Genomic DNA, 23,346 nt, shown 5'->3' on the forward strand with positions numbered 1-23,346 from the left:
TTTTTAACAATTCTTTAAACAATAATCTATTTTTTAAGCTGATTTACTTATAGTATCTTTGCAAAATTATCCTTTTAAAAGCTTATGATTCCTAATATTTCTGAAGTAAACCCAAAACAAAACATCATTATAAAAGGTGCAAAACTGCATAACCTAAAAAATATCGATGTTATTATCCCAAGAAACAAATTAGTGGTTATTACGGGATTATCTGGTTCGGGAAAATCCAGTTTAGCTTTTGATACGCTTTACGCGGAAGGACAAAGACGCTATGTGGAAAGTTTATCGAGTTATGCGCGTCAATTTTTGGGCAGACTAAACAAACCCAAAGTAGATTACATAAAAGGTATTGCACCGGCCATTGCCATTGAGCAAAAAGTGAATTCTACCAACCCTCGATCAACCGTTGGCACCACGACCGAGATTTACGATTATTTAAAACTTTTATTCGCCAGAATCGGAAAAACCTATTCGCCGGTTTCTGGAAATGAAGTTAAAAAAGATACCGTTTCTGATGTTTTAAAGTACTTGAAAACATTTTCTGAAGGCGAAAAATTACTGCTCCTCGCCCCTATTCATTTGGAAGAGGGCCGTACAATGGACGATAAACTCAAAGCCTTAAACCAACAAGGCTATGCCAGAATTAAAATCAACAATACCGTTATTAGAATTGATGAAGCAAAAGATGTTACCGATAAAGAAAACATCTTTTTAGTTGTCGACAGAATTATAATTAGAAACGAGGAAGATTTTTTTAATCGATTGGCCGATGCCATTCAAACCGCTTTTTTTGAGGGCCAAGGAACCTGTATTGTGGAAACGCTTGCTGATAACGGGCAACGGGAATTCAGCAACATATTTGAATTAGATGGCATTACTTTTTTAGAGCCCAATGTACATTTATTCAGCTTTAATAATCCGTACGGCGCTTGCCCAAAATGCGAAGGCTATGGCGATATTATTGGTATTGATGACGATTTGGTTATTCCAAACACGGGATTATCGGTTTATGAAAATGCCATTTTTCCTTGGCGTGGTGAAAGCATGAGTTGGTACAGAGATCAGTTGGTAAACAATTCGCATAAGTTTGATTTTCCTATCCACAAACCGTATTTTGAGTTAAGCGATGCCCAAAAACAACTTATTTGGACGGGCAACCAACACTTCGAAGGTTTGAATTCATTTTTTGCCGAACTGGAATCTAAAGCTTATAAAATTCAAAACCGTGTGATGCTTTCGCGTTACCGCGGAAAAACAAAATGTAAAACCTGTAACGGCAAACGCTTACGAATTGAAGCCAATTATGTAAAAATTGCGGGTGCGACTATTACCGATTTGGTTGAAATGCCTTTGGATAAGTTGGCAAGCTTTTTTAAGCAATTAGAGCTAAATGATTACGATACACAAATAGCCAAAAGGCTTTTAAAGGAAATTAATAACAGGTTGTTGTTCCTTTCAAATGTCGGATTGGATTATTTAACTTTAAACAGAAAATCGAACACACTTTCTGGTGGCGAAAGCCAGCGCATCAATCTCGCGACATCGTTGGGCAGCAGTTTGGTTGGATCGATGTATATTTTAGACGAACCCAGTATTGGCTTGCATCCAAAAGACACCGAACGTTTAATTTTAGTTTTAAAACAACTGCGCGATTTAGGCAACACGGTTATTGTAGTAGAACACGATGAGGATATTATGAAAGCCGCCGATAGCATTATTGATATTGGTCCCGAAGCAGGTACTTTTGGTGGTCATGTGGTGGCACATGGTACTTATAGTGATATTTTAGAATCGGATTCCTTAACGGCTCAATATCTGAACGACACACTAAAAATTGAGGTTCCAAAAACACGCAGAACCTCAAAATATTACGTCGATATTATTGGAGCCCGCGAAAACAACTTAAAAAATATCGATGTTCGTTTTCCATTAGGTATGCTAACGGTTATCACAGGCGTTTCCGGTAGCGGAAAAAGCACTTTGGTTAAAAAGATTTTATACCCAGCTTTACAAAAAAAATTGACTGATTTTGGCGATAAACCCGGTCAGTTTACAGCTTTAGACGGCCATTTTAGCAACATTAGCCATATTGAATTTGTGGATCAAAATCCAATTGGACGCTCCTCACGATCAAATCCCGTAACCTATATTAAGGCCTACGATGATATTCGCGCTTTATACTCCAAACAGAAATTAAGTAATATACGCAACTATCAACCAAAACACTTTTCGTTTAACGTAGATGGCGGACGCTGTGAGACTTGTAAAGGTGAAGGTGAAGTAACCATTGAAATGCAATTTATGGCAGATGTGCATCTGGAATGCGAAACCTGTAAAGGCAAACGTTTTAAAAAAGAGGTTTTAGAGGTTACCTTTGCCGATAAAAGTATCGACGATATTTTAAACCTAACCATTGATGATGCCGTTGCATTTTTTGAAACCAATAAGCAAACAAAAATTACAACTAAATTAAAACCTTTACAGGATGTTGGTTTAGGCTATGTTACTTTAGGACAAAGCTCTTCCACACTGTCCGGTGGCGAAGCACAGCGTATAAAGCTCGCATCGTTTTTAGGCAAGGGAAATACAAAGGAAAAAGCCCTTTTTATTTTTGATGAACCCACAACAGGATTGCATTTTCATGATATTCAAAAACTTTTAAAATCTTTTAATGCTTTGATTGAAAAAGGACATTCTATCATTGTTGTTGAGCATAATTTAGAACTTATTAAGTGTGCTGATCATATCATTGATTTAGGACCAAGTGGCGGCGAAACCGGAGGGAATTTAGTTGCCGCAGGTACGCCCGAAGAGGTTATAAAAATTAAGACTTCTGAAACTGCTAAATATTTAAAAGATAAACTATAATAAAAAAGAAAAGTACTCATTTGAAACAAGCACTTTCTTTCTTTGAAAATTTAAAAAATATTAAAACTTATACCCTACACCTACTTGTATCCCTCGTAGTTTCACTGAGTTTCCTCCCGGATTTTTCAACAAGTTCGTTAAGCCCAAATCGTAGCGTGCATTCACATTGAATTTTTCACCAATATCATAGGCTGCACCAAAATCAATTCCAAAATTAAAAGATTTCAATCCATTTGGAGCATCTAACAGAAAACCTAAGTTCGGACCTGCTAAAAGGCTAAAGGCATCTGCAACATTATACTTTACTAAAATAGGTGCTTGAATTTCATTCAAATCCTTAACCAATAGAAAGTCTATTTCCGGTTGAAGCTCAAAATCTTCACTTAAAGACAAATCGGTAAAATAAATACCAATAAGAAAACCCGAAGTCGACGTTGTGTTGGAAGCCCGTAATAAGGCGCTATTCGCAGCAGCAGCGGCCTTACTTGTATGAGCTGATTTTGAAGCCGTAGGCGCTAACGAAATTCCAGATGATGAAAAACTACTACTTTCTTGACGGGCAAGATAAGCAGCTCGTGTACCGCAGGAAACTAAAAACAAGGTGATAAAACAAAATGAAATGAGGTTGGTAAAATTTTTCATAATTAAATGTTTTAGGATTAATATAATACAATATACTAAATATCAGACATTTAATAAAAAACACATCAATCAAAATTGTCCTCAAACATCATCTTTGTAAAAAATTAAAAGACCTTAATAAAACAGAAACCCAACGAAAATTATAATAACCATAGCAACAGGAATTACCATCATTAAATAAATAAAAGTGGCCAATCCCGATTTAAAAAGGCTTAAAAACCAGCCCTGTTTATAAAAATGCTTTATGGCCAATAAGAGATAAAAATAGGTTGAAAGTGTGATTAAAAAATCTATCCAATCGGGCAAATCCCATAAATAATTAATAATGAGCAATATGCTAAACACCGTAAACAAAAACGAAAAGAAATAAAAACTAAATACCAAGTGATGTGCATAAACACCTCGATTAAAAAACAGTAGCTTTAAAATTAATGCGAAAATAGGCAACAGAACAAACAGTGAAATTGGTATTGTATCAATGGCTGCTTGCATTATTTGTCCGCCATTGCGCTGTTTATAAAACTTTAAGCTTTGCTCGTAAAATTTTCTTTTAATGGCGCCCGCATCATCACTCATTCCCATAGCCTTAAAAATAGTATCGTTGGCAGCGTTAGCAGCTATTAACGAATCTACTTTTTTGGTATTAAAATCAAATGATGTTCCATAATTCTTTTTACCATTCGCTTCTTTTTTTATTAAAGAATCTATTATTTTCACTTGATTTTCATCTATTCCAGTTAATCCTTTTTTCTTTAAAGGCATTAAAATACTATCGAGTTTTATAGAATCAATTGCCTTTTGCGCCTGAACTTTTGTGCTATCGGAAATTAATGGGTTTTCTAAGGTTTTCTTTAATGCTGTATCCAGTTCTGCAACCGAATCCCTAACCACAATTACAGTCAACAAAAAGAAAAACACCACCGAAATAAATAAATAGAGTTGTGCTGGGTGTAAATACAGCAACCGTTTCCCTTCAATAAATTTACTTGCCAAATACCCGGGTTTAAACAGAAGCGGTAAAAAGCTTTTAAAAAAACGTGCATCAAACGAAAAATAGTTGGTTATCGTGTTGTAGAACAAAACACCAAGGGTGAGCTCATCTTTTGCTTTTTGTCCGCAATGTGGGCAATACTCAAATCCTACTTCAAAACTTTCCTCGCAGTTTTTACACGTTTCGCATTGTTTTTCCATTGAAATGATTGGTTTTTATAAAAGTAAAAAAAAAGCAACAACAAAACACGCAGCAGTAAACTATTAATAATTAACGACTTACAATTTTGGCACATTAATTGAAAACTACAAAGCAATAGCGTAAGCCGAAAAGCTAAAGAGTAGGCATAAATTTAATCCTATATGATTATGAAAAGATTAGTACTATTATTTACAGTGATGTTAATAGGATTGGCACCTGTATCAGCAACAGAGCTAAACCACCAAAAACAAAAAACCAAGTTGGATATAACAAAACGCTATCGTTTCGCTCAACCTATTATGTTTGTTGAACGCGGTATTGAGTTTTTGGTTTTTCCCGACGGAAGTTTTGATTTTAACACCAATTACGGAGATGCTTTTTACAACGATTCGTATTATAAAACACGGGGCTCTAAAAGACGTAGTATAAACATAACTTACGGCGCACCAGGGAAACGTTTTAAATACACATCTAAAAGATATCGAAATAGAGGTGTTTCAATCTCTCATGATAGAGACGGAAAAGTAAGACGGATTGGTAATTTGTATTTAAACTACGACAGATACGGTAAGCTTAAACGCGTGGGCTCTATTTACATGAGCTATAAACGTAATGGCACCTTAACCCAAGTTGGTGGTTTAAAGGTAAAATACAACCATTGGGGAGAAATAGTTTATACTCGAGGACAAGTAAACCGTTTTAGCAACAGTTGTAATATTTGTGGAGCTAGTGGTTGTAATATGGACCACAACCATAGGGACAGGGATTATGATTACGACGACGATTGGTACGATGATGATATTTATGATGATGATGATGATGACCACTATTACTATTACAAACAGAATGGTAAAGTAAAAAAGCATAAAAAGAGAAAGCACTAACTCTTTTTAAAAATTATACAAAAAACCCGAAATACTTATTATAGTGTTTCGGGTTTTTTACTATTTAGCAACTAAGTTTTACTTTAAGGATTAGGGGTTGTAGCATCTTTGTACCACTCAATAAGTAAAAAACCAAAATAAAACTGATAGCTTCGGTCTTTTTTAGGATTGTAAAGCACTGCCCGTGAATGGATAAAATATTCTTGGATATTTCTGGGAGTCCGTTCGAGAATAACCTTCAAATCGGCAGTTACTCGTTCTAAATATCCCTTTTCAGATCTAAAAATAGTGCTGCATAAATTAGTGGCTCTTTTCAATTCCTTATAAAAAAGCTGAACCATGTGTGGTTTAAGTTCTATGCGATTCCCATTTTTTTCTAAAAAAACTTTCATGATTACCAGTTATCAAATTTGTTCCAAACATTATTCCCATTGGCATCTTCGCCATTCCAATAACTGGGATGTGTTACTTTATTCCCATTTTTTCCTTCTGCAATCACCTTTTCATTACCCATCATTTTCGAAGTCCCTTGGTACATATAGCCTTTGGTGCCATACACACTAACATGATATGGGAATGTTGTTGCATCGAATGGAATATCATCACATATATTTTTAGCAATAGAATCCCAAGGGCCAAAATCAATACCTGTGTTACAACCAGAGCAATACATGTGGACTTCATCACATAATATATCTTTGTTTTGTTTTACTAGGAGCCCAAAAGCATCTGTGTTATCATTGCCAAATTCGTCACTAATGCCGTCGATATAATCAGGTGATCCATGAGCGCTTATTTCCAATACTGTAACACAATCTACGTCTGGTGCATTCCGCTCACATATAGCTCGTATTTTTGTCCATAAGTCATTTATTGATGTAAAAGTAGGTATGAATTCGTGTCCGTTTGCAACATGGTTTAATCTATAGGTATCCCTTTGAAGTCTTAACCCTGTGCCGTGCTGTGCACGTGTATTTGTTGGTAGTGCTACAATTTTTATTGGCTGGCCCATAATAAAAATGAATAAAAATAATCTGCCACTTAAGATACAAAAAAAACACGAAACAAACATGTAAATCATTCATTTTTAGCGTTTTAAATAACAAAATCCCCTTAGCCGTTTTAGCAAAGGGGATTTTTTATGACTATTTAAAATGAATTATTTTAATATAGCAAGTGGCTCGGTGGTTTTCCATTTTCCTCTGGTAAAATCGGGAAAAGCTTGTGGTGCGCCACCTTGAGCAACCGATCTTTCACTTAAAGGCGCTACAGCACTCCAATGACAACCCTCGTAAACGTTTTGGTCCAATGGTTCGCCGTTACGTAAACATTCTATTACCCTAAAAAGCATCATAAAATCCATGCCGCCATGGCCTCCCATTTTTTTAGCTAACTCACCAACGCGATTATATAATGGGTGCTCGTATTTTTCGTAAATTTTTTCTAATTGTTCACCTTGAGCCCAACTGTGGTGGTCTTTGGTTGCGCCTTCCACACCACCTTCAAGAGCTACTCGTGTTGGGAATCCGGCCAATGTTCCTTTGGTGCCTTGCACTAAGTTGTGACGTGAATATGGCCGTGGACTGGTTTCGTCCCATTGTACCATTATGGTTCTACCTAAAGTGGTTTTTATAATCGACGTATTTAAATCGCCACCTTTATAATCCAACTTGTTCCATTTGTGGTCTGCAGGATAATTTTTCTCAGCATACTGTTTTCTTCCTAAAGAAGGGGTTGAAAACGAGACCAAACTATTAAAATTATCTTCGCCTCTAGCCAAATTCATATATTGCGCCACAGGGCCTAAACCGTGAGTTGGATAAAGGTTGCCGTTTCTTTTGGCATAATGAGGGGTTCGCCATGAACCCGTACCGCGTTCCTGCTCTTCCATTTGAAATCTCAGTTCGTGAATGTAAGACGCTTCGCCATGTAGAATATCGCCAATAACACCTTGCCTGCACATGTTTAAATACAATAGTTCGTCTCTACCGTAATTCACGTTTTCCAGCATCATACAGTGTTTTTGGGTTTGTTCGGATGTAAACACAATATCCCACATTTCTTCCAAGGTTACCGCAATTGGCACTTCAACAAAGGCATGGGCGCCTTTTTTCATGGCTTCAATAGCCATTGGTGCATGGTTTTTCCAGTTTGTGGAAATAAAAACAGCGTCTGGTTTTACTTCATCAAGCATGGTTTTCCATTTATCTTCATCACCATAATAAAGGGCAATGTTTTTATGACGTTCTCCCTTGCCTATGGCTTTACATCTTTTTGCCGATCGGTTAGCATAATCTTCGTACAAATCGCTTATGGCTACAATTTCCGTGCCTTCAATAGTTGCTAATTGGGCAGCATGACTACTACCACGAGCACCTACACCAATTAAGGCAACACGTACTTTGTTTAATTTTGGTGCTGCAAAACCGCCCATATATTTACCCTCATGGTTAAAAAACGGATGGTTGCTTGGGTAAGCGGGCAACATGCTCCCTAAACCCAAGGCAACGCCTGTAAGCGATGTTTTTTTAATAAAACTTCTTCTATCTAAATTTTTCATTACTATAACTTTATGTGTTTTTTACTTAAGCGAAATAGAATTTTTAAAGTTAATTTATTTTTGCCGTTTGATACAAATACTTTTTTAGCATTTGCTAATAGGTATTTGTGGAGATTATTCGAAAAAATTAGAAGTTTAATATGATTTTGAGTTTTTTTCGATTTAAATACCGACTCGATTTTAAATAGTTTTAAAAATTAGCTGTTTTATCCCACAAAATCAACCAAACCCATTTCATTTTAAAAAAAGTTACCAACCATTGTTTGTTGATTTTAAAGGCTTTAGGTAGCGCTTCCGTTTTTTTGGCACGTTGTTTGTAATTACATAAACGTAACACAATTAAAACTCACAATTATGAAAAAATTAATATTCTTAATGGCAGGTTTGATCCTTACAGGGTTTACTGCTACTGCAACCACAACCGACACCAAGGCACATAAAACAGCAACTTACTATGGAGGTTATGGTAATTCTTTCATATTTGTAGAAGACGGTATTGAATTTTCGGTGTTTCGCGATGGGCAATTCGATTTTAATATTTTACGGGGCAACTCGCGTTTAAACGTATCTATCGGTTCGCCAAACGTGAGCATCAGTTTTAATTCGGGTTACGACTACAACGCTTACGTACAGTACGATGAATATGGCGCTGTTATTCAAGTTGAAAACACCCCTATTTATTATGATTATTACGGTCGCGTTAATCAAATTGGCAATGTAAACATTTACTACAACAGACATGGTTACATTAAGCGCGTTGGTGGCTTATACGTGCACTATAACCGTTACAACCGCTACTCCCATTTTACAGGCTTTATAAATATTTATAACAGACACTATGTGTACAGACCGTGGCACAGGTATTACAGTGTTCCGGCGTACGATTACTGCGTGGTTTACAACAGACCTTACAGACAATTTTACAACCCGGTTCGCTATACGTACAACAGACCGTTTTATAACAATTACAGACCAAGAACCGCTATTGCTACAAGACGTGGGCATAAAGTTTATAGAAACCGAAATTATGCGACGGTTAACCGAAGCACAAGAAACAAAACTCAAATAAACAGACGTGCCAATTCTAGACGCGATGTGGCTCAAGTAAATTCAACGAGACGAAATAGCACTTCGACCATAAACAGAAACAATTCTAGAAGCAATTCTGAAAATGTTAACAGAAGAACATCGACAAGACGTGATGATGCTAGAACAACTAGAACAAATACACGTGCAAATAATACTAAAAGAACGAGAGAAAGCGTTACTAGAAGCACAAGACCGAAGGTTAATAACACCAGAACCGTAACTAGAAATAGAAATACTTCGGTTACCAGAAAACCAAATAACTTAAATACTCGTACATATAATAAAAGACAGAAAACAACTAGAAACACTCAACGTGTAGCTACAAGAACGACTCAAAACAAACCTAGAACGGCGCAACGCGCAGTGAATAGAACCAGTAAACCGAGATCGACACAAAGAACAATTTCTAGGTCTACGCAAAGTAAACCAAGAGCAAGAGCAACGCAAAGCAGAAGTGCTTCAAGTAATAAAAGTACAAGATCGACTTCCAGAAGAAGATCATAACAATTTTGGTTGGTTAGTTGGAAAGCCCCGCGATTAAGTTTGCCTCAAAGCAAATTCGTGGGGTTTTCTTTTTTAATGAAATTATCGTTTGTCACCTTGTGAGTGCCGTCAGAAGGTCATTATAGTTATATCATTTATGGGTTTCGACGGCGTTCAACCCGACACTAAATTGCCGCTTTTTGAACAATCAACATAAAAGAATACTGCTTTCACAGAAAACTTAACATTCTATTTCCGCTTTAAAATCTTATCAATAAGCTCGGTTATATTCTCTGAAAACTTAAACAAATAAATAACGAGTCCGTATAAAATGGTAATAAGCGCCGTTTTTAAAATGATATTAACGATTGGGTGAAAAGAAAAATCCCAGAAATAAAACAGCAAAACACCAATACCAATGCACGCTCCTATTTTTAATGTATTCGCGCTAAATGGCAGCATTTTAAATTTTCTGTAAACAAAAAACAGCTTAATGGTGTTATATAAAAACATAGCTAAAAAGGTGGCCAAAGCAGCACCGTTAATGCCAAAAAGCGGAATAAAAAGAATGTTTAAAAAAACCATAACTATCACCAAAATCACCCCGAAAAACAATACCATTCTATAATAATCGCTATTAAACAAAATAGCATTGTTGCTGCCCAAAATGGCGTCGTACAATTTTGCAACGCTAATTATAAAAACCACGAAAAGTCCGCCGCTAAATTCTTCGGGGATGATGTTATAAAGCTGATTAATGTTTAATACAATCAGTAAAAAGATAAAACCACTGACAATAAATAGGTTTAAAGAGCTTCGTTTGTACAAATCCTTTAGAGAATCAAAATTCTTTTCATTTAAATATTTAGCTGATAACGGCATTAATATTTGATGCATGGAGCGTTGCGGAACGGCAATAACCGCCGAAATAAAAATGGCCACATTGTAGTATGCAATTTGTTCGATGGGAATGTAATGCCCTAACATCACTTTATCAATATCCAAAAGAACGGTAGCGATAGAGCCTGCAATAATGATTAAAAAGGAGTATTTTATAATAGCACTTAAACGGGCCACCTTTTTAAAGATGATAACAGGGATTTTAGTACTGAAGGCATACAGCATCATCACCAACATTCGCAACAGGTAAACGGCAACCAATCCCATCATAAATTGCTCTACATCAATCACGTTTAAATATAGACAGAATAGCAAAATCATCGTGCCCACGCGATGGAACACCTCTTTCATAAAATTACCAAACACGGTTTGCATTTGCACTTTGGTCCATGCAAAAAAAACCTCAAAATAAGCTAAAGCTATGGCTATAAATACGGTATGCCATAAATAATTTTTTATGATGGGGTTTTCAGTCGATAAAAATTCCCCAATCATTTCATAACTGAAATGTGTAATGATGATGAGCGGAAAAATAATCAACAAAGGCAAAAACAACATCAGCGTTAAAAAGCTATTTAAGGACACGCGTGTTTTAAATGAGGTGTAAAATTTCACTAAAGTATTGTGCACGCCAAACGCCATTAACGGCATTATCACATAGGCTAAAGACAGCATATAGCCTACCATACCGTAGTATGCGTCGCTTAAAAACTCTGTGTACAGAAACAATGTATTTATCGCACCAATAAAAAAACCCAAATACGTGGATATGATGTTTTTAAAAGATTGCGTTGCAACAATGCCCATTATATTAATTTAGATAAGGATGCGGTTAACGATTTTCTACTGTATTTTTGCAAACCAATGGCATGCGACTGTAATGTGTTATTTTTATAAGCTTTATAATGTGTTAATATAGTTGTTTTCAACGACTCAAAATCATCGTAATAAAAGTAGTTTCCGGTATTGGTTTCTTTAATGATGTTTTCGACATCCGATCCTTTTGGGCCTAAAGCTATAATGGGGCGGTTTGAAACCATGTATTCAAATAATTTACCTGGAATAATACATTTTGTATCTTCTGAATCGATTTCAATCAATAACAAAATTTGTGATTTTTTCTGAAACACAATAGATTGATTATGCGATACATATCCTACTTTATTTACATAATCACTTAAATTTTGGTTTTCAACTGAACGCAGCGCATCTTCACTCACCGCACCAACAAAATTAAGCTGAAAATCTTTTGCAAAATCTTTATTCGTTTTAATCAAATCACTTAAAACTTGCCATAAAGTTTCAGGGTTTCTTTTTGATAATAATGAGCCAATATGCGCCATTGAAAATTTAGAATCTAATTCAACCTTTCCAACAGACTCGTAATCGTACCCATTTGTAATAACTTCAATGGGTTTTGTGGTGATGTTTTTAAATTCTTTTTTAGTCACCGAACTGGTTACAATAATTTGATCGGCAGTACGGAGTACTTTTTTTTCAAGTATTTTATGCTTTTGCTGTGCGCTTTTAGTAAGCCTAAGTTGCTTATGATACCCAATGGTCGTCCACGGATCTCTAAAATCTGCCAACCACTTCACCCCTATTTTTTCTTTTAACTGCAACCCAATAAGATGCAAACTGTGAGGCGGCCCCGTAGTAATTATGGTATCTATATTATGTTCTGAAATATATTTTGAAAGATAAGCTACTGAAGGCTTTACCCAACTTTTTCTGGCATCCGGAATAAAAAAATTGCCTCGGATGTAAAGCATCATTTTTTCAATAAAGCTCTGTTTTTTTGCTTCTGAAATAATGCCTTTACTTATAGTATTTGATGCTTTTTTAGAAAACAATCCCGCCAATTTATAAGGCTCTTTTATGGGCTGTTTTAATATCGTTAAATCCTCTGAAACTTCATCCATTAAACTTTCATCAATCAATGGGTAATTAGGGTTTTCTGGAATGTAAACAATAGGTTCGATATTAAATTCGGTTAAATACTTAACAAATTTTAACCAGCGTTGTACACCCGGACCACCTGCTGGCGGCCAATAATAGGTTATAATAAGAACTTTCTTTTTACTCATTTTTGTCATTCCTGCGAAGACGGGAATACATTATTAGTTTAGTTTTAAATTGAAGCCGCCAAATTAGTTATAAAGCATTTAAAGCTTGTCTAAATATTTTTGACTTCTTTGTAATTAATATCGGCTTCGACAAGCTCAATCTGACAACTTAATTTATAAAAGCCACTTTTTAGGCAGTTCCGGTAAACTATTTCTTCTTAAATTCATAATACAAACCAGCAATAAGCAATAATCCAAAAAAGATGGAGCTTGCCAGCGCAATGCTGCTTCCTGTTCTTACAACATCGGGATCGAACCTAAACTCAACAATGTGTTTGCCTGCCGGAATTTCCATGCCTCGCAATGTGTAATTTACACGCATGTGTGTTGTTTCTTTTCCATCAACAAACGTTTTCCAACCGTTTCCGTAATACACTTCAGAAAACACTGCAAATCCATCATTAGAATTGTTCGATTCGTATTTTAGATAATTTGGCTGATGCTCAACTAATTTAATCGATGCTAAAGAGTCAACAGCAAAGGTGTTTTTTGGTACCTTAAATTGATTCGATTGTTTTGATTTTACATAAATAGCCTTGTTTTTATTATCTAAACTATCCAGTGATTTTATTTCTTCATTTGCAGAATCAACCTCTGTTAACGATTTCACAAACCATGCATTTCCGTTAGCTTCTTCGTTGGTGTAAGGCATAGGATTGCCTTTTTCATCCTGAACAACTATATACTTGGTGTTAAACATATTAAGCACATTAATATTGTTTTGCGAAATATACCAATCGAAAACTTCACGGTAGCGTTTTAAACCTGCGGCATGATACCCGTTTAAAGAATTGTGGTAATACGATGGCTTTGATTGCCCCGAAACCAAATCGAATACCCTAAAATGCGTGGTATCCTTTAAAATTTCTTTATCGGCTTCATTTTTAGTGAATGGCTGATTAACCTGCATTGCCGACACAAAATTATCGTTGTTTACATAGCGCCTATCAACACCAACCAAATCAAACAGTATAAGTACGGCAAACGCTACCATCACCCATTTTTCCTTTAATTTATCTTTTAAAAATGTCCAAATTAAGCCTGCTGAAAGTAATACCAATACAAGGGTTCTAATGGTGTCTTGAGTAAAAATGGCTTTCCTATCGGCTTTAATGGCATCAATAAAGGCTTGCCCGTAATTCTGTCTATAAAACCCATCGTTTACGCCTACAAAATCAAACGAGGATTTAAACAGTAAAAACAAAATCGCAATGCCACCGGTTTTAATTGCCGTAAATTTTAAAGCCTTTAGTTTTTCTTCTTTGTTTTCAAAATCGTTAAACAATCTTACCAATCCGAAAATTGCTAAAACCGGAATGCATAATTCTAAAATAACTTGAATGGAACTTACTGCCCTAAACTTGTTGTAAAGCGGTACGTAATCAATAAATAAATCTGTTAAAAACCCTAGATTTTTTCCATAGGACAATAATAGCGATAGTATGCTTCCCCCAACAAGCCACCATTTTAATCGCCCTTTTACCAGAAATAGAGCAAAGACAAATAAAAACAAAACTACTGCCCCAATGTATGCTGGTGCTTCAACTATGGGTTGATCGCCCCAATACATGGGTGCACGTTTCGATTCTTGTAGTGCTTGACTTGGCGATGCGCCTAATTTTCTAAATGCCTCGTAAGTGTTGGAATCTTTGCCCAAGTTTTCACCGTTTCCGCCGCCCATAAACCTTGGAATATAAAGGTTGAAGGTTTCTAAAATACCATAGCTAAACTGGGTAATATAATCTCTGTCTAAGCCCGAAGTGACTTCTTTAGGAGATCCGTCGGGATTTATAGTTAATTCGCTTTTACCGCGTGTACTTTCTTTTACATATTCTTTTGTTGCCAGAATTCCGGTTGCATTAAGGGCTATCGACAGTAAAACCGCAGTACATAAAATACCGACAGATTTAAAATAGTGAGGTAATATTTTCTTTTTATAAGCATCAATTAAATAAGCGATTCCCAATATAATAACCAGTAACATTAAATAATAGGTCATTTGAAAATGATTAGCTACAATTTCTAAACCCATGGCGACAACGGTAAGTAAAAAACCAGCTATATATTTCCGTTGGAATGTGAGCAGAATACCGCTTAAAACCAAAGGCATATAAGCAATGGCATGTGCCTTACTATTATGCCCAACCCCGAGAATTATGATTAAATACGTTGAAAACCCAAAAGCCAAAGCACCAATGGCAGCGAGCTTAAAATCGACTTTTAAAACGAGTAAAAGCACATAAAAACTCAGCAGATAAAGAAACAGATAATCGGCTGGTCGTGGCAAAAACCGCAAGGCCAAATCTAATTTTTTAATATAGTTATGCGGATACTTAGCACCCAATTGATAGGTTGGCATCCCGCTAAACGCACTGTTTGTCCAATAGGTTTCCGCTCCGGTTTCCGCACGAAAATCTTTTTGCTGTTTACTCATGCCAATATACTGCACGATATCGCTTTGAAAAATCTGTTTTCCTTTTAAAACAGGACTAAAATAAGCTAAAGAAAGTATTACAAAACCCACTAAAACTAGTAGATGTGGAAGTATTTTTTTTAATGAAAATTGCATGAAAATGTGTTAAAAACAATGGTTGTGAAATTAACTATTATTTTCGAGATATACTTAAACTAAAGGAATCAAAATTTAATTGATAAGATTTCGGTCTTTACGAAAATAACAAAACAAGGCTACTCTATTTCTTCGTAATCCACATAATCGCCAATATCTTTATTTGAAGTTTTAGTATCTGGCATTTTATCAATGGTTACCTCGCCTTTGCGTAATGGCTTTTCTTCCTGTTGTTTTCCTTGGAATTGCCCAAATTGTTCACCAAATTGTTTTTCGGCTTTTTTAGCGGCATATTTAATCAAAAAAGGCGCAAATATTCTAGAAAGCACTTTAATGCCATAATACACCAACACAATAATAAGTATGGTTCTTAATAAACCCATTATAGACTTTTTTAAAAATTTTATACAAAAATACGATTCTAAACATTTAAAAAACGCTTAAAAATGATAAAAAAAGTATAAAATATCTATATTTGAGCATCCTATAAAATAATTAGTGAAAGTATTAGATAACTATAAATTATCGATATATTACAAAACATTCATTATGAGCCCAATCAAATCTACCTTAATTTTATTGCTAAGTTTAATAAGCACACAAGCTTTTAGCCAATATACAGATGTTATTAATTCCAACCGACCAGGTGTTTCGCGTAGCGCGTTTTCGGTGGGAACCAACGTTGCGCAATTTGAAGTTGGTCCTTATATTATAAAAGAAAAAAGAACACCCGCTACAGCGCATGAAGTTTCTGGTTTTGGAGTGGATTTTGCGGCACGATACGGTTTGCTTTGGGAGGAACTGGAGTTAAATATTGAAGGTACTTATCAAAACGATACGAAAACATACACCTCTAATTTAGCCGCTGAAGACAGCCGTTCTAACTTTAAATTTGTAAGTGTTGGTGCGAAGTATTTGATATACGACCCTTACAAAAATTCTGAAAACGACAAGCCCAATCTATATAGCTGGAAAGCCAATAATCGCTTTAAATGGAGTTCGTTAATTCCTGCTGTTTCAGTTTATTTGGGCGCAAATTACGACACCAAACAAAATCCGTACACAGCACCGGGAATTGAAGGGTTTAGTCCAAAAGTTATGGTGGCTACACAAAACAATTTTGCAGGAGGTTGGGTTATGGTGTTAAACTTAATAAAAGATAGAATTGGCACCGATCAGTCTGATTTTCAATACATAGTAACCCTAACGCATTCCTTTAACCCAAAGTGGGTGATATTTGGCGAAGCGCAAGGGATTAAAAGTGATTTTTATGCCGATAACTTGTTTCGATTTGGTGGCGCTTACTTGTTAGGAAAAGACTTCCAGCTAGACACCGCGCTTACCTTTAATACCAAAGATACACCATCTGTTTTTAGCGTAAACTTTGGGGCTTCATACCGATTGGATTTTCATAAAGACAAAGAAATCGATAACGGCAATTCCGCCGAAGAAGAATTGGAAAGAAGATCAAGAAGAAGCAAGAAGGTTAAAAATAAAGACACTAAAGAATCAAAGAAAAAGCAAAAAAGAAGAGCTAATGATTTTGATAATTAAAACCGTCAAAATTTTTCATTAATATATGATAACACTCAAAGAAGTAACCACCAAAAAAGACGTAAAAACATTCGTTAAATTCCCTTTCGAACTTTATAAAGATTCGAAATATTGGGTGCCACCAATAATTAGTCAAGAAATAAAAACCTTTAATAAAAAAATAAACCCTGTTTTTAACGATGCCGAGGCAACACTGTTCCTAGCCTATAAAGACAATAAAGTTGTGGGACGGGTTGCAGCCATTATTAATTGGTTAGAAGTAAAAGAACAAAACCAAAAGAAAATGCGCTTTGGCTGGTTTGATGTAATAGATGATGTAGAGGTGTCTAAAGTGCTTTTAGACAAGGTTATAGAAATTGGAAAACAAAATAATTTGGAATTTACTGAAGGACCAGTAGGGTTTTCAAATTTAGATAAAGTTGGCGTGCTAACCTATGGATTTGATCATATTGGAACCATGATTACTTGGTATAATCACCCGTATTACGCTTCGCATTTTGAGCAATTAGGATACACTGTTGAAAAACAATATTTAGAAAACAAGCATGCTTTCAGCGATATTAAAACAGATAGTTTTGGAAGAATCCAAGAAATAATAAAGAAACGCTATAACTTAAAAGCACTCTATTTTTCTAAAACAAAAGAAGTGATGCCTTATGCCGATAAAATGTTCGATTTGTTTAACAAAAGCTACTCTTCTTTAGCCTCGTTTGTTGCAATTACTGATGTACAAAAGGCTTATTTCAAGAAGAAATTTTTAGGTTTTATCAATCCAGAATACATAAAATTTGTTGTTGATAAGAATGATGAATTAATCGCTTTTGGTATTGTGATGCCATCCTATGCTGAAGCTTTGCAAAAAATGAACGGTAAGTTATTTCCTTTCGGCTTTAAACACATATTACATGCTAAAAAACATAGTAAGAAGGTGACTTTTTATCTTATTGGCGTGCATCCCGAATATCAAAACAAAGGAATTCACGCCATCATCTTTAATGAGTTTTATAATACGTTTAGCGAAAAAGGCATTGTGGAATGCTTAAGAACTCCAGAGTTGGTTGAAAATACAGCCATTCAAAAAATATGGAAAAACTTTAACCCGGTAACCCATAAAAAGCGCTGTACGTTTAGAAAAGATATTTTATAAAAAATGACAGACTTCACCTCTTTTTTGACCAATACAAAAAAGACCATTATAAAAAAATCCGATTCATTAAAATGAATCGGATTTTTTTATATTTTAATATGTTTTAACTACTCGCCCATAGCCGCCATAACCGCAGCGGATAAACGTTTGTAGGTACCGTTTTCCAATCGGTCTCTAATCGCGTCAAAAGCATCTAATGTTTCTTCAACATCTTTTAAAGTATGTGTTGCCGTAGGAATCATTCTAAGTAAAATCAATCCTTTAGGTATAACCGGATAAACCACTATAGAACAGAATATTCCATAATTTTCACGCAAGTCTCTTACCAAGGCCATAGCCTCCGGAATACTTCCTTTAAGATATACGGGCGTAACACAACTTTGGGTTGTACCAATATCGAAACCACGTTCTTTTAATCCAGATTGCAAAGCATCAACAATCGTCCATAAGTTCTGTTTTAACTCTGGCATTGTTTTTAACATTTCCAAACGTTTTAATGCTCCAACCACCAACTGCATTTGAAGTGATTTAGCAAACATTTGAGAACGTAAATTGTATTTTAGATAATCAATAATTTCTTGGTCGGCTGCAATAAAAGCTCCCGTACTTGCCATAGATTTGGCAAAAGTTGCAAAATACACATCAATTCCATCTTGAACACCTTGCTCTTCTCCTGCTCCTGCTCCTGTTTTTCCTAATGTTCCGAAACCATGTGCATCATCAACAAAAAACCTGAAATTATATTTCTTTTTTAGTGCAACTATTTCTTTTAAACGCCCTTGCTCTCCTCGCATTCCAAATACACCTTCAGAAATTACAAGAATTCCACCACCGGTTTGTTCGGCCATTTTCGTGGCGCGTTCTAAGTTTTTTTCTAAACTTTCAATATCGTTATGCTTGTATGTAAATCGTTTTCCGTGGTGCAAACGCACACCGTCAATAATACAGGCGTGGGCATCGACATCGTAAACAATAATATCATCTTTTGCAACTAAAGCATCTATAGTTGACACCATGCCTTGATAGCCAAAATTTAAAAGATAAGCTGCTTCTTTATTAACAAATGCCGCCAATTCTTCTTGAAGCTTTTCGTGCAAATCTGTATGGCCAGACATCATTCTTGCTCCCATTGGGTAAGCCGAACCATAATCTGCTGCCGCTTGAGCATCAACTTTTCGAACTTCCGGATGGTTTGCCAAGCCTAAATAATCGTTTATACTCCAAGTAATAACATCTTTTCCCTGAAACTTCATGCGATTTGAAATCTCTCCTTCCAGTTTTGGAAATACAAAATACCCTTCCGCTTGAGACGCCCATTTGCCTAACGGGCCTTTATCCTTATAAATCTTTTCGAATAAATCTTTCATTTATTATAATACTTTTTGCGCTATAAAAAAAACAAACATGTGTAACACTTTAATTGTGCAGATGAACGCTTTTAGCTCTTTAGTTAGTTGATGCAAAATTAAATATTTATATTGTTTGAACATAATTTTTGGGGTTCAATTATTCATTATATCGTTTATTGATTGATATTAAACCAAAAAAAGAGCTTTATATAAAATAAAGCTCTTTTAAGAATATATTATATGCTCATTATTTTACGTATTGAACCGTTTTTTCTGTTTCGTGGTTAACACTATCAAAAAAGCCTTGTTCGTTCATCCATTTATCACTGTAAACCTTACTCATATAGCGCGATCCGTGATCTGGGAATATAACAACCACATTATCGTTTTCATTAAATTCGCCTTGCTCATTTAATTGAGCAATTGCTTGCATAGCAGCACCAGAGGTATAACCCACAAACAGCCCTTCGGTTTTGGCTATTAACCTAGCGGTGTGTGCACTTTCTTCATCGGTTACTTTAATAAACTCATCAATGGCATCAAAATCTGTTGCCGTTGGAATTAAGTTTTTGCCCAAACCTTCAATTCTATACGGATAAATTTCTTTTTCGTCAAACTCTCTGGTTTCGTGATATTTTTTGAGCACAGACCCGAAAGCATCAACACCTATTACTTTTATATTTGGGTTTTGTTCCTTTAGATACTTAGCCGTTCCGGAAATGGTTCCACCAGTGCCACTACAGGCCACCAAATGGGTAATTTTACCCTCGGTTTGATTCCAAATTTCTGGACCTGTTGAGTGGTAGTGCGCATCAATATTCAATTCATTAAAATACTGATTGATATACACCGATCCTTTGATTTCTTCGTGCAAACGTTTAGCGACTTGGTAATACGACCTTGGATCGTCTGCGCTGACGTGCGCGGGACAAACATAAACCTTGGCGCCCATGGTTTTAAGCATGTCTATTTTATCTGCCGACGACTTAGAACTTACTGCCAAAACACAATCGTAACCTTTAATGATACTAACCATGGCGATACTAAAACCAGTATTGCCCGAAGTAGTTTCGATGATGGTATCACCGGGGTTAAGAATTCCCTTTCGTTCTGCTTCCTCTATAATGTGTAATGCAATTCTATCCTTTGAAGAATGACCTGGATTAAAAGCTTCTACTTTAGCAAAAAAGTTGCCTTTAAATTTTGATGTGATTTTATTAAGTCTAATAAGCGGTGTGTTGCCTATTAAGTCTAATACATTATCAAAAACCTGATTGTTTTGTTTCATAAATGCTTTTTAAAAGCTACCCAATATTACTAAAAATATTTGTAACCTAAAACTTGGCAAAAATAAGTATTTTTTTTGTTATGCACTAATTCCTTCTAAATCTAAAATAAAAGCGTACTCTAAGGCCACTTCCTTTAGGCTTTCAAAGCGCCCCGAAGCACCGCCATGACCAGAATCCATATCGGTGTGCAACAATAATTTGTTTTGGTCTTTTTTCAATTCCCTAAGTTTTGCCACCCATTTTGCGGGTTCCCAATATTGCACTTGCGAATCGTGCAAGCCCGTTGTTACCAGCAAATTCGGGTAATGTTTGTCGTCAACATTATCATAGGGTGAATAGGATTTCATGTAATCATAAAATTCTTTTTCATTTGGATTTCCCCATTCGTCGTACTCGCCAGTGGTTAGAGGAATAGTATCATCGAGCATGGTTGTAACCACATCAACAAAAGGGACTGCCGCTAAAACACCATGGTACAACTCAGGATTCATGTTTATTATGGCGCCCATCAACAAACCGCCAGCAGAACCGCCATAAGCGTATAAGTGTTTATTGGACGTGTATTTTTGCTCGATTAAAAATTTAGAACAATCTATAAAATCTCTGAATGTGTTTTTTTTGGTCAACAATTTCCCGTTTTCGTACCAATCCCTTCCCAGATATTCGCCACCACGGATGTGCGCTATGGCGTAAATAAATCCACGATCCAATAAGCTTAAGCGAATGGTTGAAAACGAAGGGTCGATTGTAGAGCCATAAGAGCCATACGCGTATTGCAGTAAGGGATTTGAGCCATCTAACTTTATCCCTTTTTTATAAACCAACGATATGGGTATTTTAACACCATCTCTTGCCGTTGCCCACAGACGTTTGGATTCGTAATTTTCTTTTTTAAAATTACCACCCAAAACAGCCTGTTCTTTTTTAATTTTACTTTGTTTGGTGATTAAGTTATAATCGATAATCGCATTTGGGTGCGTTAACCCACTATACCCGTATCGCAAGGTATCGCTGCTAAAATCTGGATTGGTGCCAATATATGTGGTATAGGTTTCGGAATTGAACGGCAAATAGTAATCCTCACTTCCATCCCATTTAATTATACGAAGTTTATTGAGTCCGTTTTCGCGTTCGTTAACCACTAAAAAGTTTTTAAAAATTTCAATATCTTCAATTAAAACATCTTTTCTGTGTGGTATAACATCTTCCCAAAATTCTTTCTCTGTAGTGTTTACGTGGGTTTTTGAAAGCTTAAAATTAGTGGATTTATCAATATTTGAAATGATATAAAACGCATCGTTAAAGTGTGCAATATTATATTCTAAATCCGGTATTCTTTTTTGAAATATTTTAAAATTGCCATCGGGCGTATCGGCATTTAAAATGCGGTATTCCGAACTCAAGGTGCTACACGACCCTATAATAATGTATTTACTAGATTTCGATTTGTAAACAAAGGTGTTAAAAGTCTCGTCGGTTTCATGAAAAACGGTAATATCTTCACTTGTTTCTGTATGTAACTTATGCTTTAAAATTTTAAAAGAACGTAGTGTAACTTCATCTTTCATGGCATAAAACAAGGTTTTATTGTCGTTTGCCCAAGTTACGCTTCCGGTGGTGTTTAAAATTTTATCGGTGTAAATTTCGCCCGTTTCCAAATTCTTAATTTGAATGGTGTATTGGCGTCTGCTTACGGTATCGGTTGAAAACGCTGCCAATTTATTGTCTGGGCTTATGGCGATGCTTCCTAAATTAAAATAAGCGAAACCCTCGGCCATTTGGTTGCAGTTGAATAAAATTTCTTCAGCAGCATCTAAACTTTCCTTTTTTCTGGCGTAAATGGGGTAATCTTTTCCTTTTTCAAAACGTGTTATGTACCAATAGCCATTAAGTTTGTAAGGTACACTGGTGTCATCTTCTTTAATACGCGCCTTCATTTCTTCAAACAAATCCTTCTGAAACCCTTCCGTATGCTGCATCATCTGTTTGGTGTATGCATTTTCGGCATCTAAATATGCGATTACCTCCGGGTTTTTCTTATCGTTCAACCAGTAATAATTATCGATTCTTGTATCGTTATGAACCTTTAATGCTTTTGGTGTTTTTTTAGCTATTGGAAGTTGCATTGTATTTTTCAAATGAAGCTGTATTTATTCTTGAATTAAGGCCTCAAAAGTACATGATTTTTTTTCATTTAGAAATTGACAAAAAACTAAATGAAAAAAAATCATGAACTAACATAGTGGTTACTGAAGTGTAATTAAATTTTGTATTTTTTTAATACAAAATTTAATTTTGCAGAAGAAAAACAGAAAAATTAAATAGCTTTGTACTGCAAATCAAAATTTAAAAATATGTTTGGAGATATGATGAATATGATGGGAAAACTTAAAGAAACCCAGAAAAAAGTTGAAGAAACAAAAAAACGCTTGGATACGGTTTTAATTGATGAAAAAAGCAGCGACGGACTGTTAAGCATAACTTTAACGGCAAACCGAACTATTAAATCTATTGATATTGCCGATGAATTGCTTGAGGATAAAGAGCAGCTTGAAGATTATTTGGTTTTAACTTTAAATAAAGCCATTGAAAAAGCCACCAATGTTAATGAAGCGGAATTAGCTGCCGTTGCCAAAGAGGGTATGCCGAATATTCCGGGGATGGATATGTTTAAGTAATTGTAGTATTATAGCA

Annotated in this window: 18 protein-coding genes; 6 read left to right on the forward strand and 12 right to left on the reverse strand. The window is 35.5% G+C overall.

Annotated elements, in window-relative coordinates; genetic code table 11:
- Positions 1–84 precede the first annotated feature (84 nt).
- Positions 85–2,868 (forward strand): excinuclease ABC subunit UvrA, encoded by a 2,784-nt coding sequence (gene uvrA / locus RNZ46_RS15510; protein WP_316983081.1) that lies wholly within the window; start codon positions 85–87, stop codon positions 2,866–2,868.
- Positions 2,869–2,928: 60 nt separating this feature from the next.
- Here uvrA and RNZ46_RS15515 read toward each other — a convergent pair whose 3' ends face one another.
- A complete protein-coding gene (locus RNZ46_RS15515; RefSeq protein ID WP_316983082.1) occupies positions 2,929–3,510 on the reverse strand; it encodes an outer membrane beta-barrel protein in 582 nt (193 codons plus the stop codon).
- Positions 3,511–3,624: 114 nt separating this feature from the next.
- Positions 3,625–4,701 carry a DUF3667 domain-containing protein gene (locus tag RNZ46_RS15520; RefSeq protein ID WP_316983083.1) on the reverse strand — a complete coding sequence of 359 codons (1,077 nt, stop codon included), beginning with the start codon at positions 4,699–4,701 and terminating at the stop codon, positions 3,625–3,627.
- Between the two features lie 168 nt (positions 4,702–4,869).
- Between RNZ46_RS15520 and RNZ46_RS15525 the strand changes: the two genes are divergently transcribed.
- Positions 4,870–5,586: a hypothetical protein gene (locus RNZ46_RS15525; protein ID WP_316983084.1), complete on the forward strand. Its 717-nt coding sequence runs from the start codon at positions 4,870–4,872 to the stop codon at positions 5,584–5,586.
- An 83-nt stretch (positions 5,587–5,669) separates the two neighbouring features.
- Here RNZ46_RS15525 and RNZ46_RS15530 read toward each other — a convergent pair whose 3' ends face one another.
- From RNZ46_RS15530 to RNZ46_RS15540, 3 genes are all read right to left on the reverse strand, one after another.
- Positions 5,670–5,978 (reverse strand): hypothetical protein, encoded by a 309-nt coding sequence (locus RNZ46_RS15530; protein WP_316983085.1) that lies wholly within the window; start codon positions 5,976–5,978, stop codon positions 5,670–5,672.
- 2 nt (positions 5,979–5,980) lie between these two features.
- Positions 5,981–6,598: a hypothetical protein gene (locus RNZ46_RS15535; RefSeq protein ID WP_316983086.1), complete on the reverse strand. Its 618-nt coding sequence runs from the start codon at positions 6,596–6,598 to the stop codon at positions 5,981–5,983.
- A gap of 147 nt (positions 6,599–6,745) precedes the next feature.
- A complete protein-coding gene (locus RNZ46_RS15540; protein WP_316983087.1) occupies positions 6,746–8,146 on the reverse strand; it encodes a Gfo/Idh/MocA family oxidoreductase in 1,401 nt (466 codons plus the stop codon).
- 354 nt (positions 8,147–8,500) lie between these two features.
- Here RNZ46_RS15540 and RNZ46_RS15545 point away from each other — a divergent pair, with 354 nt between their 5' ends.
- Complete coding sequence (locus RNZ46_RS15545; protein WP_316983088.1) at positions 8,501–9,739, forward strand: hypothetical protein; 1,239 nt, start codon at positions 8,501–8,503, stop codon at positions 9,737–9,739.
- Positions 9,740–9,967: 228 nt separating this feature from the next.
- Here the strand turns inward: RNZ46_RS15545 and RNZ46_RS15550 are convergent, their stop codons facing one another.
- The 4 genes from RNZ46_RS15550 to RNZ46_RS15565 form a co-directional block, all read right to left on the reverse strand.
- On the reverse strand, positions 9,968–11,425 hold the full coding sequence (locus tag RNZ46_RS15550) for a polysaccharide biosynthesis C-terminal domain-containing protein (RefSeq protein WP_316983089.1): 1,458 nt from the start codon (positions 11,423–11,425) through the stop codon (positions 9,968–9,970).
- Positions 11,425–12,705, reverse strand: a complete 1,281-nt coding sequence (locus RNZ46_RS15555) for a glycosyltransferase family 4 protein (RefSeq protein WP_316983090.1) — start codon at positions 12,703–12,705, stop codon at positions 11,425–11,427. The genes RNZ46_RS15550 and RNZ46_RS15555 overlap by 1 nt, the downstream gene beginning before the upstream one ends.
- Before the next feature lie 187 nt (positions 12,706–12,892).
- Positions 12,893–15,313, reverse strand: coding sequence for a YfhO family protein (locus RNZ46_RS15560; protein WP_316983091.1), 2,421 nt, complete (start codon positions 15,311–15,313; stop codon positions 12,893–12,895).
- Positions 15,314–15,432: 119 nt separating this feature from the next.
- The gene (locus RNZ46_RS15565; RefSeq protein ID WP_316983092.1) at positions 15,433–15,696 is read right to left on the reverse strand and encodes a DUF4834 family protein; all 264 of its coding nucleotides are present in this window, start codon (positions 15,694–15,696) and stop codon (positions 15,433–15,435) included.
- Between the two features lie 166 nt (positions 15,697–15,862).
- On the opposite strand from RNZ46_RS15565, the gene RNZ46_RS15570 reads away from it, so the two are divergent.
- Together RNZ46_RS15570 and RNZ46_RS15575 are read left to right on the forward strand one after the other, a co-directional pair.
- Positions 15,863–16,867, forward strand: coding sequence for a transporter (locus RNZ46_RS15570; protein WP_316983093.1), 1,005 nt, complete (start codon positions 15,863–15,865; stop codon positions 16,865–16,867).
- A gap of 25 nt (positions 16,868–16,892) precedes the next feature.
- Positions 16,893–18,014: a GTP cyclohydrolase gene (locus RNZ46_RS15575; RefSeq protein ID WP_316983094.1), complete on the forward strand. Its 1,122-nt coding sequence runs from the start codon at positions 16,893–16,895 to the stop codon at positions 18,012–18,014.
- Positions 18,015–18,121: 107 nt separating this feature from the next.
- On the opposite strand, the gene capB is transcribed toward RNZ46_RS15575, so the two are convergent.
- The 3 genes from capB to RNZ46_RS15590 form a co-directional block, all read right to left on the reverse strand.
- The gene (gene capB / locus RNZ46_RS15580) at positions 18,122–19,381 is read right to left on the reverse strand and encodes a cysteate-C-fatty acyltransferase (protein WP_316983095.1); all 1,260 of its coding nucleotides are present in this window, start codon (positions 19,379–19,381) and stop codon (positions 18,122–18,124) included.
- 229 nt (positions 19,382–19,610) lie between these two features.
- On the reverse strand, positions 19,611–20,651 hold the full coding sequence (gene capA, locus RNZ46_RS15585; RefSeq protein WP_316983096.1) for a cysteate synthase: 1,041 nt from the start codon (positions 20,649–20,651) through the stop codon (positions 19,611–19,613).
- 78 nt (positions 20,652–20,729) lie between these two features.
- Positions 20,730–22,778, reverse strand: coding sequence for a S9 family peptidase (locus RNZ46_RS15590; RefSeq protein WP_316983097.1), 2,049 nt, complete (start codon positions 22,776–22,778; stop codon positions 20,730–20,732).
- 228 nt (positions 22,779–23,006) lie between these two features.
- Here RNZ46_RS15590 and RNZ46_RS15595 point away from each other — a divergent pair, with 228 nt between their 5' ends.
- A complete protein-coding gene (locus tag RNZ46_RS15595) occupies positions 23,007–23,330 on the forward strand; it encodes a YbaB/EbfC family nucleoid-associated protein (protein WP_316983098.1) in 324 nt (107 codons plus the stop codon).
- The last annotated feature ends 16 nt before the right edge of the window (positions 23,331–23,346 follow it).

The sequence above is a fragment of the Hwangdonia lutea genome (genome assembly GCF_032814565.1).
In the GTDB taxonomy this organism is placed as follows: domain Bacteria; phylum Bacteroidota; class Bacteroidia; order Flavobacteriales; family Flavobacteriaceae; genus Hwangdonia; species Hwangdonia lutea.